This window comes from Mesoterricola sediminis (assembly GCF_030295425.1).
GTDB lineage: Bacteria > Acidobacteriota > Holophagae > Holophagales > Holophagaceae > Mesoterricola > Mesoterricola sediminis.
The window spans coordinates 1607079-1620924 of sequence record NZ_AP027081.1 but is presented as its reverse complement, the minus strand read 5'-3'; the positions used below and the strand labels follow the sequence as shown (position 1 = coordinate 1620924).

Below are 13846 nucleotides of genomic sequence, written 5' to 3'. Positions count from 1 at the left end.
ATCTAGGCGAAAGCCCCCGCCGGCGCGAAGGGTCAACCGGCCACAGCCGCCTGCCAAGCGAGCACCAGCACCCAGGCCGCGCAGGCCAGCAGGAGCAGGCCCATCCCCCGGGAAAAGGCCGTGGCCAGGGCCGCGGAGCGCCGGTTCCGGGTGAACCGCTGCACCCAGCCCGACGAGGTGCCGGCCAGGAAGAGGAGGAGGCCGTGGCCCAGGGCATAGGCGAACAGCAGCGCGCCCCCCCAGAGGATGCGCCGCTGCAGGGCCACCAGGGTCAGCACCGCCGCCAGGGCCGGGGTCGCGCAGGGGGCGGACAGGGTGCCCGTGAGGCCCCCCAGGGCGAAGGCCCCCAGGAGCCCCGCGCCCTGGAAGCGCCGCAGCCGCGCGGGATCCGGCGCGGGCAGCCAGCGCACCCAGCCCGCGAGGTGCAGGCCCACCAGGAGGAGCACGACCCCGAGGGCAGCCTTCCAGCCCCACCCCACATCGCCGAGGAGGGTGCCCGTCAGGGCGGCGGCCAGGCCCAACAGGGTGAAGGCGCCGGCCAGGCCCAGGACGAAGGCGCCGGACAAGAGGGCGGGATGCCGGCGGCCGGCCTCCGTGCCCCCGGCGAAGCCGACCACGAGGGGCGCCGCCACCAGGACGCAGGGATTGGCGGAGGTGAGGAGCCCCCCCGCGAAGGCGATCCCCACCTGCTGGAGGGGCGGGGCCTGGGTGACGCCCTCCGCGAGCCGCTCCAGGAAGCCGGGAATCATTCCAGCCCGGCCTTGGCCAGGGCCGCGAGGAAGTCGGCCTGCTCCCAGTAGCCCACGTGGCGAAGCACTTCCCTGCCCCCGGGGGCGAAGACGACCTGGGTGGGCATCACCATGACCTTGTGGGCGCCGGCCACCTTGGGGTGCTCGGTGAGGTAGACGTTCCGCACGACGGCCTTGGCGCCCAGCCGCGCCTGAACGGCGGCGAGGACCGGCTGCATCCGCTTGCAGGGGACGCAGGCGGGACCGCCGAACTCGATGACGGCCCAGGTTCCGCCCTTGAGGGCCTGGGCCAGGCCCGCCGGGTCCAGGGCCGGGACCTGGGCGGAAAGGGCGAGGGGCGCGATGGCGGCGAAGGCCGCCGCGGCAAGGCGGGGACGCATGGGGAACCTCCTGGTCTCAGCCGCGGATGAGGGCGGCGATCTCGTCGGCGCTGGCCACCTTCCCCTGGAATTTCACCTGGCCGTCCAGGGCCAGGGCCGGGGTGGAGAGGATCCCGCGGGCGGCCATGGCCGCGTAATCGTGGATCTTGACGACGGCGTGGTCGCCCCCGGCCTGGGCCGCGGCGGCCTGGGCGTTCCGGAGGAGGGTCTCGCACTTGGCGCAGCCGGGGCCGAAGACTTCGATGAGCATGGGGATCTCCTAGAGGATGGCGTTGAAGAGGTAGCCGACGGCGAGGATGCCCGCGGCGACGACGCCCACGAAGGCGCCGATGAGCCGGGGCTTGAGGACCTTGCGGAGGATCACCGCCTCCGGCAGCGACAGCCCGATGACGGCCATCATGAAGGCGAGGGTGGAGCCCAGGGCCGCCCCCTTGGCGAGGAGGGCCTCCACGATGGGCAGGATCCCGGCGGCGTTGCTGTAGAGGGGAACGCCCACGAGCACCGCGAGGGGAACGCTGTACCAGGCCTGGCGTCCCAGCACCCCGGCCATGAGCCCCTCCGGCACGAACCCGTGGATGAAGGCGCCCACGGCGATGCCGGCGGCGATGTAGGGCCAGACCTTGCCCACGATGTCCCGGACGCCGCGGACCGATTCGTCGACGCGCTCCGTCCATCCGGGCCGCGTCTCCTCCCCCTCGCCCAGGACCGGCGCCGCCAGGGCGGCCTGGACCCAGTCCTCGAGCTGGTGCTCCATCCGGAGGCGCCCCAGCACCAGGCCCGCGAAGACGGCGATGGCCACCCCCGTCCCCGCGTAGAGGGCGGCGATCTTCCACCCGAACATGGCCAGGAGCAGGCCAAGGGCCACCTCGTTGACCATGGGGGCGGCCACCAGGAAGCTGAAGGTCACGCCCAGGGGCACCCCCGCCCGCAGGAATCCGATGAAGAGAGGCACCGCCGAGCAGGAGCAGAAGGGCGTCACGATCCCGAAGAGGGCCGCCATCACGTTCCCCGCCCCCGCCGCCCGGCGCGCGAGCGCGTCCCGGACCCGGCGGGGGCTCACGAACGTCTGGAGGAAGGTCACGCCGAACACCACCGCCGTCAGGAGCAGCAGCACCTTGGGCAGGTCGTAGGCCAGGAAGGCCACGGCCTCGCCCAGGTGGCTGCCCGGGGCGAGCCCGAGGCCCCGGAAGGCCAGGGCGTCCGCCAAGGGTTTCAGGGCCCGGTAGGCCAGGATCCAGGCGGGAAGCGCGACGAGGAGCCAGCCGCCCCGGCGCCAGAACCCGGCGCGGGGGGCGGGATCCGGCTGGGCAGGTGCGCAGCAGGTGGGCTCAGGCATGGCTCCCCTCCGCCGCCTGGGCCTTGCAGCAGACCTCCTGAACCGGCCGGGCGTTCACCTCCACCGCGCGGCGCCGGTCCTCGGCGGCCTCGGGCGTGGCCATGGCCTCCCCCACCAGGGCCCGCTGGAGGGGGCTCAGGCCTTCGGCCGGCACGGAGACGTGGACCCAGCGGCCCGCCTTCCGTTCCACGATGTAGCCGGCCCGCCGGAGTTCGCGCAGGGCCTCGGACACGGAGGAGAGGGGCACCTGCAGGGTCTCGGCCACCTGGCACACACAGAGCTCCCCCGCCCCCACGAGGGCGAGCACCCGCAGGCGGAGGGGATTGGCGACGGCCTTGAGGCGGTCCGTCAGCGAAGGCAGGTGTCGATCCACGGCGGCTCCGGCGCCCCCATCGGGGCTCGGGGCCAGCATAATTCGGAATTTTCCGAATTACAAGTCCGAGATCCCCTCAGGGGTGGACGGCCTTCTCCCGGAGGATCCCGAAGAGCCGCCCCAGGAGGCGGGGGATGCCCGCGGGGCCCCGGCTCCCGGCCGCCTCGGCCACCTCCAGGGCCATGCCCGGCTTGGAGCAGGCCCGGAGCGCCTGGTGGATCACCGTCGACGCGTCCGCCCCGGGCGCCGCCGGTCCCGCGGCGCGCCGGTAGACGTCCTCGTACCCTTCCCGCCACAGGAAGTGCTCCAGGTCCAGGTCCGGGAGGGCCGTGATGTGGCGCGCCTCCGGGCGCCCCCGGAGGAGGCCCCGGGCCTTGGACACGTAATGGCGGCCCGCGTCGTCCCCGTCGGCCACCAGGTGCCAGGGGATCCCGAAGCGGTCCGCGAAGGCCACCAGGGGCCCGAGCCCCGCCTGGGCGAAGGGGACGCAGTGGACCCCCTCCAGGGGGAAGTGGAGCCCCCAGACCCGCGCCAGCTCGGGCAGGAGCCAGCTCTCCGTCTCCCCCTCCACCAGCAGCCACACCCGCGCGAACAGCGTGTCCGCGTGGTGCGTGCGCACGTGGAAGGCCACCCGGCGCACGTCGGTGGGGCCCAGGGCGGGCCCGTCCGGATCCGGGAAGACCGCCGTGTCCCCGCTGCGGCGCACCAGGCGCCGCAGGGCCCGCAGGGGGAAGCCGGCCATGAGCGAGGCGCTGGCGCTGGTCACCACCTTCTGCACCGAGAGCTGGGCGACCAGGTTCCAGGCCGTCGCCAGCTGGATGGGATGCAGGTGGGTCTCCGGGTCCTCCAGGACCAGCAGGGGGCTGGCGCCGTCGCCCTGCGGCGCCGAGGCCTCCGCCTCCAGCATGGCGCCCACCAGCGTCAGGAGGGCCACCTGGCGCATGCCGGCCCCCGCGTGCCGGGCCAGGTCCGCCAGGGAATTGCCTTCCTGCAGCCCCAGCGGCGCGTCCGCGATGTCCGAGGCCCGGCGCAGGGGCGCCTCCCCGTCGCCGTGGAGGGCGCGGAAGAGGTCCGGCCGGCGCTGGGCGACGCGCTTGAGGGCCTCGAGCCCCCGGGCCAGCTCCCCCGGGTGCACCTGGTGGGGCACGGCCAGCAGGCGCTGGAAGACCCGCCCCACGGCCTTCTCCGGATCCTCGTGCAGCTCCAGGTCCGTGGCCATGGCCGGCGCCAGGATCCCGTCCGCCAGGCGCAGTTCCCGGAAGACCACGAGGGGATGGGTGCGGACCACCTCCGCCGCCCGGGCAGCGACCGCCTCCTCGTCCAGGGGCAGCTCCCGCCCCAGCCGGTCCAGGAACCGCAGGCGCACCCGGCACTGGCCCCGCGCCATCCGGCGCCCCGCCCACTGGAGCACCACGTGGAAGGCGCCCTGGCCGTCCCGCCATCCGGCCTCCGCCAGGCCGGGTTCCGGCTCCCCCTGGAAGGCCAGGGTGACGCTCAGGTGCCGGGCGATGGTGGTGCGGTCGTTGGCGACCCGGTGGAAGTCGGCCTCGGTGAAGCCCCGCCCGCCCAGCGTGCTCTGCAGGGCCGCCACCAGGCTGGTCTTGCCCCAGGCGTTCTCCCCGAAGAGGACCGTGGCGTCCGGCTCCAGCTGGACCCGCAGGCGGGCGATGCCTTGGTAGTTGACGATCTCCACGTGGTCCAGGTGCATGCTGGGAGCATGAACCGGCCGGGCGTCACGATCAAGCCGCTTCGCTTGTCTGTTTCGCCGCTCAGGGCAGGATCCGGAGCCCCATCAGCCCGGCCAGGTACGCCGCCTGCACCGGATCCACGATCAGCCCCTTCAGGTCCTCGATGCGCACGCGCAGCCCCTCGATCCGGGCCCCCCGCAGATCCGCGCCGCCCAGCTTCGCGAAGGAGAGCTGGCATTCGGCCAGGTCGCAGCCCGCGAAGGAGACCCCCCGCAGGTCCGCGCCCTGGAAGGAGCTGCCGCGCAGGTCGCAGTCCTGGAAGCGCACCTCCCGGAGGGAGGCGTCCCGGAAGCACGCCAGGGAGGCGTTGCACGCCTCCAGCCGGCACCGCCGCAGCAGCGCCCCCGTGAGGTCGAGGCCCACCAGCCGGCATCCCGAGAACCGCGCCCCGGCCAGGTGGGCCCGCTCCCAGCGGGCGTTGGCCAGATCGCAGGCCTCCAGGACCGAGTCGCCGAACTCCACCCGGGACAGGGTCCCGTTGGCGAAGGAGACCCGCCCCAGGTCGCAGCCCCGGAAGGCGACCAGGTCCGACGACTGCCCCCCGAAGTCCTGCCCCTCGAAGGCCATCCCCTCGAAGGCCGTCTCCGGGACCAGGTCCTGGCCGCCCCCGTAGGGGGTCCGCGGCGCGCGGCCAGGGTGGGTCGGAGAGGGGGTCCGCATGCTCCCGCCAAGGTACCAGCATCCCCGGGGGATCGAAACCCGACCCCATCATCGACAATTAGGTATTCAAACAAATGGTTATTTGATACAACCTCTCCATCCCCATCCAGCCCCGGAGCCCCCATGCGAACCCTCACCGCCCTCCTCCTCGCCGCGTCCGCCCTCCCGGGCACCGCCCAGGCCCCGCCCCGCCCCGTGATGGCGAAGATCTGCGCCAACTGCCACACCACGGCGCCGGGCAACCTGCGCGGCAACTTCGACAACCTCATCGCCAAGAACGGCGCCTTCCAGCTCAGGATCGACGACGCCATCGAAGTGCTCCGCTACGACAAGGCCGCCCTGAAGGTGGAGGCCCGGGAGGCCGGCGCGACCGCCGAGGACACCCTCAAGCTCATCAAGAAGGGCCACGAGGTGCGCGTCGAGTACGTCGAGAAGGACGGGATCCGCACCGCCACCCGCGTGTCCGTGAAGCCGCCCGTGGCCCTCGCCGCCAACGAGACCCTCGCCTTCGCCGACCTGGAGAAGCTGGTGGCCCTCGGCCCCGAGAAGGGGAACTACCTGCTCGTGGACTGCCGGCCCCAGCCCCGGTTCCAGGAGGGCAGCATCCCCACCGCCATCAACCTCCCCTTCCCCGCCTTCGACAAGCTCACCGACCGCCTTCCCGCGGACAAGCACAAGCTGATCATCTACTATTGCAGCGGCAAGACCTGCAACATGAGCCCCGGCTCCTCCCGGAAGGCGCAGAAGCTGGGCTACACCAACGTGAAGGTGTTCGTGGACGGCATGCCGGGCTGGTACACCCGCCACGCGGGGGTCATCAGCGCCGACAGCTTCAGGGAGGCCTTCCTGGCCAAGGCCATGCCCGCCGTCATCCTGGACCTGCGCGGCGCCGCCGCCGAGCAGGGCGCGCCCGCGGGGGCGGTGGCCGCCGATCCGGCCCGGCTGGAGGCCCTCCTCCAGACCTTCCCCGCCCCCAAGGTGAAGCCCCCCGTCCTGGTCGTCGACGCCGACGGCGGCCCCGCCGCCAGGGCCCTGGCCGAGCGCATCGCCCAGGCCGGCTACCCGGGCGTGAACACCCTCCTCGGCGGCTTCGGGGCCTGGCGCGCGGCGGGCCTCCCCACCACCACCGGCAAACTGGCCCGGACCGTCGACTTCGTCCCCAAGCTCCGGCCCGGCGCCATCCCCGCCGCCGAGTTCACCCGCATCGCGGCCCTCGCCCCCGCCGACCGCAAGGCCGTCATCCTGGACGTGCGAAATCCGGACGAGGTGGCCACGGGCCGCCTCAAGGGCGCCCTCGCCATCCCCGAGCCGGAGCTGCGCGGCCGCCTCGCGGAGGTCCCCCGCGGCCAGCGCGTCCTCGTCCACTGCTCCACCGGCATGCGCGCGGAACTGGCCTACCACCTCCTTCGGGAGCAGGGCTACGACGCCGCCTTCCTGAACGGGGAGATCGCCATCCTGGACACCGGCGAGTTCATCGCCGACTGAAGCCCGGGCGGGACCCGCGGGGCCGGCCCCGCGGGCCCCGCGCGCTCAGGGCTTCCAGGGCCGCAGCTCGCCGTCCTTCTTCACGCCGAGCCGGATGGGCCGGAGGGGCCCCCGGCGGGGCAGCGTCGCCTCCACCCACAGTTCCTCCCCCGCCGGGCGGAGGGAGGGGTCCCGCGCCGTCGCGGGGAAGAAGAAGGCCATCCCCTCGGAGATCCGCACGTAGCGGCGGTCCTCGGGCAGCGCCAGGGCCGCGTCCGGGAGGGTCGCCCAGTGCAGGTCCGGCCCCCGGGAATCCGCCGGCGCGGCCACCGCGTGGATGCCCCCGTCGGCCTCCAGCCGCACCGGGAACGAACGGGACCCGAAGAGGCCGGGACGCGGGGGCGTCAGCGCCGACGCGGGCGCGGCGCCCCGCAAGGGCACCTCCAGGGCCAGGGCCACGTACCGCCCGCGCACGGGCAGCATCGGGTCCACCGGGGCCGCCCGGAACCAGCCCCGGGGCCGGGTGGCCCTGTCCACGAGCAGCTTCCCGCCCAGGCTGAGGAGCAGGGCGAGGTGGACCCCCGCCAGCAGAAGGGATCGGCCCGCGAGCCTCATGCCGCACCTCCCCCGATGCGCGCGTTGAGCCGGCGCCGGACCCGCTCCAGCCCCCAGCCCCCCGCCAGGAAGACGATCCCCAGGCCCATGAGCCCCAGGCTCCGGCCCAGCATGTCCATCACGTCCGAGAAGTAGAAGCAGAGCACCGTGAGCGCGAAGCCCGCCACCCCGAGGTTGACCCGCTCCCGCCGCCCCTCGCGGAGGCCCCAGGCCGCGAGCCCCACCGCGCCCAGGGCGCACCAGCCGTAGACGAACCAGGCATGGTTGGCGAGCCTCAGGAGCCCCAGGATCCACAGGGCCGCGACCCCGTTCAGCCAGGCCTCCCGGCCCCGGAGGGCCCAGGCCGCCGCCAGCGGAATGCCCAGGGCCCCCAGCCATCCCGCCCAGACCAGGCCGGGCGCCGGATCCGGCCCGGCCACGTAGAACAGGCGCTCCGACCCCAGGGCCGCCGCCAGGATCCCCAACGGAAGGAGGCCCAGGCCCCCGGCCCAGGCCAGGGCCTTCCGCATCAGCCCGTCGCCGGGTCCCCTGCGGGCGGAGAGGTAGGTCACCGCGAAGCCCAGGAGCCCCGCCGCCAGCACCCGCTGGGACACGTGGTGCGCGCGCACCCCGGCGTCCATGGCCTCCACCCATTCCGAGCCCAGCCACGCCGGCGCGAGGAGGGCCAGCAGGAGCCCCTGCACCCAGTCCCGGAGGATCAGCCACCCCGCGAGGGCCCCCAGGGTCCACAGGAGGAGGCCCGCGGGCCAGTGCTCCTCCAGGTTGAAGATCTGGCCCGCCAGGTAGATGCCCGCCCCCAGCACCCCGGTCCCCACCCCGTGGAGGGCCGTGGCCAGCCGCGGGAACCCCTCCCTGGCCGCCCCGCCCAGCAGGTGGAAGCCCGCCCCGAGCGCCAGCACCAGCCCGAAGCGCGTCCCCGGTGCCAGGGCGTTCCAGTGGGCCGCCACGAAAAGGAGCACCCCGGCCCCCACGAGCACGACGCCCAGCGCCAGGGCGAGGATCACCGGCCACCTGAGCCGCCCGGCCCCCTCCCCTTCCGTTTCAAACCGGCGGATGGCCTCCGCCTGGCCCGGCTCCAGGAGGCGGGCCTCCAGCCAGCGATCGAGCGCAGCTTCGAGTTGGCGATTCATGGGAGGAGTATGGCGCCGAAGCCCGCCCGGGACCAGCGCCCCATCGGGGGCTAGCGGACCAGCCCATGCACCTTGGCCTGGACCTGGGGCAGCAGGTACCAGCCCAGACCGAGGAGGACCAGGATCCCCCCGAGGGCGGCGAGGACCCGGGCCCAGGGTCGCCCGAGGAGGCGGTAGCGGACTGCGCGCGTGAGGACATGGAGGGCCACGGCGAGGACGAGGATGGCGTAGCCCGCCTGGGTCACGGGCAGGGAGAACGCCAGGCCCGTCGCGACCATCAGCGCCCCGAACAGGCAGGCCATGGCCGTGAAGTGGCGGAACACCGCCTCCGCCATGGAGCCCGGAATGGACACCTGCACAAGGCCCCAGAGGAAGCTCCCGGCCTGCGCGAGGTGCGCGCCGAGTTGGCCGTGGAGCTTATTGGCCTGCCCGATGTCCTCGAGGATCCGTCCCAGGATGCGCACCGACCGGGAGAGGTAGGCCAGCGCGTTCTTCCGGTTCGGCTCGCGGGAGGGCGCGTACTCCTGGAGCGCCCGCCGCAGCCCGGCGGGATTCAGGGCCCCCAGGAGGAACGCCATGAGCCCGGGGTTGGGATCCGGACTCCCCACGGGAAGTCCGGTCAGGCGCTTCACCAACTCCCGCTGCTCCCGCGCCGCCGGGCCGCTCTGCCGGCCCGAGGGCGCCAGGTCCTCCAGCAGGGATCCCAGGACGAGCCCGGCCGCGTCGGCCTGCGCCTGCGCGGACAGTTCCTCGGCAATGATCCTCTGATGGGCCTTGTCGATGAGCCGGTCCACCAGCGCCGGGCTCCCGATATGACCCGCGGCCAGGGTGCGGATGAGGCGCTCGGCGCCGTCGAGCCGGCCCCAGAGCAGGTCGTTCCTGCGCCAGGACCGCTCGAGGAAGGCCCCGAAATGGGCCAGGGCCGTTCCCGCAAGCTTGGGCCGGCGATCCTGGACCTCGTTCCGGATGGCGACGGCGTCCTCCGGACTGATCCTCGCGACCTCCACCGGGACCAGCTCCCCGGCGTCGGTTCCCGTGGTGATGGGGAGAATGGCGGCGTCGAAGTAGTCGAAGTTGTCGAAGAAGAGGAAGGCGGCGCGGCGCACCATCGCCCGGGGAGAGCCGCCCGTCCTGTCCGCGAGCTCCTTCCTGATGTGCTGCCGGGAGACCTCCAGAGCCGGCCTGTAGTGGTTGACGATCGCGTCCCGCACGCCGTCGAGGCCCAGCCGGATCGCCTCCTTGCGCAGGAGTTCCCGGGCCCGCTCCTCCCGGTGCGAGATCTGTTCCAGGTCGGCGGGAACGGCCGATCCCGCCAGGACCCCCCACTTCCCGGTGAGGATGTAGTACAGGTCATCCGGGGCCAATTTCAGGTCCCGGATCGCCACATGGATCCCGCCCGCGGCGTCCGACTGGGCCTTGCGGGAGCATTGGAGCAGCACAAGATACTCATGATTGAGGTGGTGCCAGAGGTCCATGGCCTCGCTCCGGAAGGCGGGGGTGCCCACCTCGGAGGCGGCCTGGCCGAAGAGTTTCGCCGCCAGGCGCAGGGCCTCCGGATCCTTCCGCAGCAGGGCCTGGATCCGGCCCTTCACGAACTGGATCCGCCGCAGCCGGTAGCTGATGTCCACCTCGATCAGGAAGGCCATGGTGTCGTGGCCATACTCCACTTCGAACCATGCCCGGACCAGGGCCTGGAGGGAGAGGACTTCCTCCGAGCGGTCCGGGTAACCCAGGACCCGGGCCACGCGACGGGCCAGGTCCTCGATCACCGTAGCCGTCTTCAGGCCCTGGTAGGCCCGGAGCGCGGGATGGGTGGCCACCTCGTCACGGAACCGCCCGGTGTCGAAGGCCCGGGCCTCGTAGTCCTCCCCCAGGTCCAAGGAACCGAGCAGGGTTTCCACCACGTCCGTGACGATCGTCCCGATCCGGCGGATCAGGGCGTTGCGGTCCTTGAGCTGGAGAAGGCTGTCGCGGATCGGCTGTTTGCTGGGCAATCCCACCAGGGCCGCGAGGGCGTTCTGCAGGGCATCGGGCCTTTTCGGCCTGCCCTCGGCGTCCTTCCCGGAGGGGTCCCATTCCGGATGTTCAGGGGAGGGTTCGATGTAGAACAGCTTCCGCTCGTGGGGCACATCGGCCTTCACCCGGTCCAGGGCCTCGAGGATGGGCGAGAAGGGCCGGTTGTTGAGCACCCCGCCGTCCGTGTAGTAGCGGTCCGCGTCCCGGACCCCGCCGCAGGGCTCCCCGAAGAAGACCTGCCAGCGCGCCAGGGATTGGTCCCAGACCGCGGGAGCGGAGAGGGGGTAGGCGCCGGGGCTCACCTTCCCGAATCCGACCAGGTTCCGGACGGTGGCCAGTTGCATGGGTTCAAAGGCCACCGGGAAGCTGGAGGTGCACCGCGCGGCGAAGGCAAGGAAGGGGGTGTCGGCCTGGCCGAAATCGTCCGCGCCGTCCTCGGACGAATAGCGGAACCTGAAGACATGCTTGTGCTTGCGCTCCCACACCAGCCCGTCCGAAAGGGAGAGGGGCACCACCCGGCCCAGGAGGTCGGTCGCGGTCACGGCCAGTTCCAGGTCCTCCACCAGCGGTCTGGCGGGGACCGCCGCCGCGTCCATCCGGGCCAGGGCCTCGAAAAGCTTCACGTACATCCGCTCCCCGCTCAGGAGGGAGCGGGGCGGGACCTGGGGGGGCACGCACGGGTCGGCGGAGAGCCCGTCGTTGAGCAGCTTGCCCAGGTCCCCCTCCTCGATCCATACGTCCTTGAGGGGGGCCAGGTCGCCACCCTTCGCCAGGGCCTTGGCCAGGAAGACCCCGTTGATGCCGCCCGCGGAGGTCCCGGAGATGAGGTCCACCACGAACCGGGCCCATCCAGGGCCGTCGTGGCCGCCGCCGAGGTGGCGGGCCAGTTCGAGGTACACCGCCTCCGTGCTCCCATCCCGGGGCGGATCCCCGCTCGTGGCCCGGACGAGGGACAGGAGTTCCTGGGTCACGCCGTTCATGTAGATGGCCAGGGAAACACCCCCGTACATCACCACCGCGATCCGGATCTCCTTCGTCGGCGGGATGTCGAACCCATGCGGCCGGGACTTCGGTACTGCCGCGATCGAGGCGTCCATGCGTCCTCCTATCGGCCCGAGGCCGGGGTCTTGCTGCTTGCGGGTGCCTTGAAGAGACTCGTGAGGCTCAGGACCATCCCCGCCCGGAGGGAGCCCACATCCTTGGTGATGTGCCCGGGGTCGCGGCGGGCGCCGCCGAAGCCGTTGTTCAGCTCGCCCTCCAGATAGAAGGAGAAGCTGCTGTCCGGAGCCCGGTAGGTCAGGCGCCCCAGGGCCGAGAAGCGCCACGGCTGAACAAAGAGCGAATCCTTCTGGCAGGTAAGTTCAGCATAGGAATCCAGGTGGGTGGAGGCCCCGTAGGCCCACTCCAGGCGCAGGCCGGCCCGGGGGATGCTGCGGATCCTGTCTTCCTGGCCCTCGCTGGAGGTGGTCTGGGGGTACGAGGCCCAGGTCACGCCAACGATCGGTCCCGCGGCGATCCCGCCGGCGTCCAGCGCGGCCGGATTCCGGGAACGATCCCTGAGCCACATGGGAGCGAACGCCAGAGAGGCCCGGAAGGCGCGCGTCGCCGAGGCGATGCCCGCCACCGTCGAGCCCGTGTCGTCCTTCCGGGTGTCGGGACCGAACGCGCCTCCCAGGCCGACGTTGAGGGCGAGCATGCAGTAGTCGGGCCTGCCCCACTTGAATCGGTGGTCCAGGTCCAGTTCGAGCATGCCGGCGCTCTTGGACAGGAACCCGTCCTTGGGATCTGTCCGGTACATGTTGCTGTATTCGGTGCCCAGCATCAGGGAACCCCGCAGCAGGGATGACCGGAGACCCATGGGCGCCGCGATCCCCGCGGCCGGGTCCGGATCGGCCCCTGCCCCCGTCTGGCCCGGGTACACCACCATGCGCCGCTCCGGGGCACCGGCGACCGGAGTGAAGGCGAGGTCCAGGACCTGGGGAAGGGTGACGAGCTTTTTCGGGGTCGCCCGGAGCTGGAGCCGGGGCGTGAGGCGCGCGGGGTCGAGGGCCGCCGGGGTGCCGGGGACGAGGTCGGCGAGCTTCACCCCCTCCTTTCCGGCCTCCGCGGTGGCCAGTTCCAGCGACACGTCCTCCAGCTTGCCGGTGACGGCAAGGCTGAGGGAGGCGGGGGGCCGGCCCTGGAACGGGTTTTCGAAGACGCAAGTCGCCGGCCCCTTGCCGTCGGCGGGAAAGGCGAGTTGCAACGCCTCCGAGCCCGATGGCTCAGGCAGGGCGGTGAACGCGACGGGGCACAGGATCACCTGGGTCGATCCCCCCGCCTCTGCCTCGAGGCGGAGCCAACCCGCCCCCGCCGTTGGTACGTTCCGCCCAGCCCGCATCCGCAGGTCCAGGTTCGCGGTCCGAAGGGCCGGGGTGACGGGCAGATCCTGGCCTTCGCCCCCAGGCAGCCCGCACAAGCGAACGGCGCCCCCAGCGTCCACCTGCCACAGGTCCGCGCGCACATCGCCCAGGGCCCCTTCCAGGGTCGCCCGGACCCGGACGAGGTCAGGCAGGGCGCCGAAGGGGGCCGGGATCGCCGCCCGGGCCTCCTGGGTCCCCGTGGCCGCAAGGGAGAAGGGGGAGCCCTGCCGGGTCGGGACGGACCGGGTCAGCACCAGGGCGCGGGCGTAGGACCAGGGTAGGACCCCGGCGCCCCCCGGGCTGTGGAAGGTCAGGACCAGGGTGCCCTCCAGGCCCGCGCCCGCCGGCGGGGTGAGGCGCAGGGCCAGGAGCGGAGCGTTCCGACAGGCCGAAAGGTCCCCCGCCGCCAAGCCCAGCGGCGGCTCCCCAGGTTTCAGCGCGCCCAGCTTCCGCGCCTCCCCCTCCTGCTGTGCCACCAGCACCAGGACCAGGCCCGGCAGCGGCGGGTCCGCCTTCAGTGCCACCGTCACCCCCGCCAAGCTCGCACGGCCGGCCATGGGGTTGGTGATCAGCACTTCTGTCACCCCCTGCCCCGCCACCCGGACCGGGAGGGGCGCCGCCTCCTCCGCAGGCAAGGGCACCCCCAGGACCCCTGCCACCAATAAGCAGTTCGCCAAACGCTTCATACGACCTCCGCGAAGGGAAGCCGTCGGGGCCCGGAGGCCCAGGCGGGCGTGGATGAGTCAGGACGGTTGAAGAACCTAACACAAAACCAGGCCTCAATCGGCAAAAAACAGCGCCCGATCCCCCGGATCCGCGCCTTTCCCCCCCCAGGAGCCTCCCCCTGGCCCCTTAACATTTATCTCGGTCCTAAACAGTGGGGACAGGCCACCTGGTCTGGCAGGAGTCAGGCCGATGGCCCTTTCTTCTTATGGTGGAGAGCGACCGTGAGAACGTCCCGTCACCATTCGGC

The 13846-nt window shown here is 72.7% G+C and carries 12 protein-coding genes; 1 reads left to right on the top strand and 11 read right to left on the bottom strand.

Translation table 11 applies throughout. From position 1 onward, the window contains the following. Positions 1–32 precede the first annotated feature (32 nt). From R2J75_RS07165 to R2J75_RS07135, 7 genes are all read right to left on the bottom strand, one after another. Entirely contained in the window at positions 33–749 is a 717-nt protein-coding gene (locus R2J75_RS07165) for a cytochrome c biogenesis CcdA family protein (protein WP_316411413.1), read from the bottom strand. After that, on the bottom strand, positions 746–1129 hold the full coding sequence (locus R2J75_RS07160) for a thioredoxin family protein (protein ID WP_243333647.1): 384 nt from the start codon (positions 1127–1129) through the stop codon (positions 746–748). Before R2J75_RS07160 ends, R2J75_RS07165 begins: the two co-directional genes overlap by 4 nt. Before the next feature lie 16 nt (positions 1130–1145). Then, the gene (locus tag R2J75_RS07155) at positions 1146–1379 is read right to left on the bottom strand and encodes a thioredoxin family protein (protein WP_243346488.1); all 234 of its coding nucleotides are present in this window, start codon (positions 1377–1379) and stop codon (positions 1146–1148) included. 9 nt (positions 1380–1388) lie between these two features. Next, a complete protein-coding gene (locus R2J75_RS07150) occupies positions 1389–2465 on the bottom strand; it encodes a permease (protein WP_243333643.1) in 1077 nt (358 codons plus the stop codon). Next, positions 2458–2838: an ArsR/SmtB family transcription factor gene (locus R2J75_RS07145; RefSeq protein WP_243333642.1), complete on the bottom strand. Its 381-nt coding sequence runs from the start codon at positions 2836–2838 to the stop codon at positions 2458–2460. The genes R2J75_RS07150 and R2J75_RS07145 overlap by 8 nt, the downstream gene beginning before the upstream one ends. A 76-nt stretch (positions 2839–2914) precedes the next feature. After that, positions 2915–4546, bottom strand: a complete 1632-nt coding sequence (locus R2J75_RS07140) for an ATP-dependent nuclease (RefSeq protein WP_243333639.1) — start codon at positions 4544–4546, stop codon at positions 2915–2917. A gap of 61 nt (positions 4547–4607) precedes the next feature. After that, positions 4608–5246, bottom strand: coding sequence for a pentapeptide repeat-containing protein (locus tag R2J75_RS07135; RefSeq protein ID WP_316411412.1), 639 nt, complete (start codon positions 5244–5246; stop codon positions 4608–4610). 123 nt (positions 5247–5369) lie between these two features. Here R2J75_RS07135 and R2J75_RS07130 point away from each other — a divergent pair, with 123 nt between their 5' ends. Next, positions 5370–6731, top strand: coding sequence for a rhodanese-like domain-containing protein (locus R2J75_RS07130; RefSeq protein WP_316411411.1), 1362 nt, complete (start codon positions 5370–5372; stop codon positions 6729–6731). 45 nt (positions 6732–6776) lie between these two features. Here the strand turns inward: R2J75_RS07130 and R2J75_RS07125 are convergent, their stop codons facing one another. Genes R2J75_RS07125 through R2J75_RS07110 form a run of 4 tightly spaced genes read right to left on the bottom strand, consistent with a single transcriptional unit; the run spans position 6777 to position 13559 of the window. Further along, a complete protein-coding gene (locus R2J75_RS07125; RefSeq protein WP_316411410.1) occupies positions 6777–7325 on the bottom strand; it encodes a hypothetical protein in 549 nt (182 codons plus the stop codon). Next, complete coding sequence (locus tag R2J75_RS07120; protein ID WP_316411408.1) at positions 7322–8455, bottom strand: DUF2157 domain-containing protein; 1134 nt, start codon at positions 8453–8455, stop codon at positions 7322–7324. Before R2J75_RS07120 ends, R2J75_RS07125 begins: the two co-directional genes overlap by 4 nt. 50 nt (positions 8456–8505) lie before the next feature. Then, positions 8506–11568: a patatin-like protein gene (locus tag R2J75_RS07115; protein ID WP_316411407.1), complete on the bottom strand. Its 3063-nt coding sequence runs from the start codon at positions 11566–11568 to the stop codon at positions 8506–8508. A gap of 8 nt (positions 11569–11576) precedes the next feature. Continuing rightward, a complete protein-coding gene (locus tag R2J75_RS07110) occupies positions 11577–13559 on the bottom strand; it encodes a hypothetical protein (protein ID WP_316411406.1) in 1983 nt (660 codons plus the stop codon). Positions 13560–13846 lie beyond the last annotated feature (287 nt).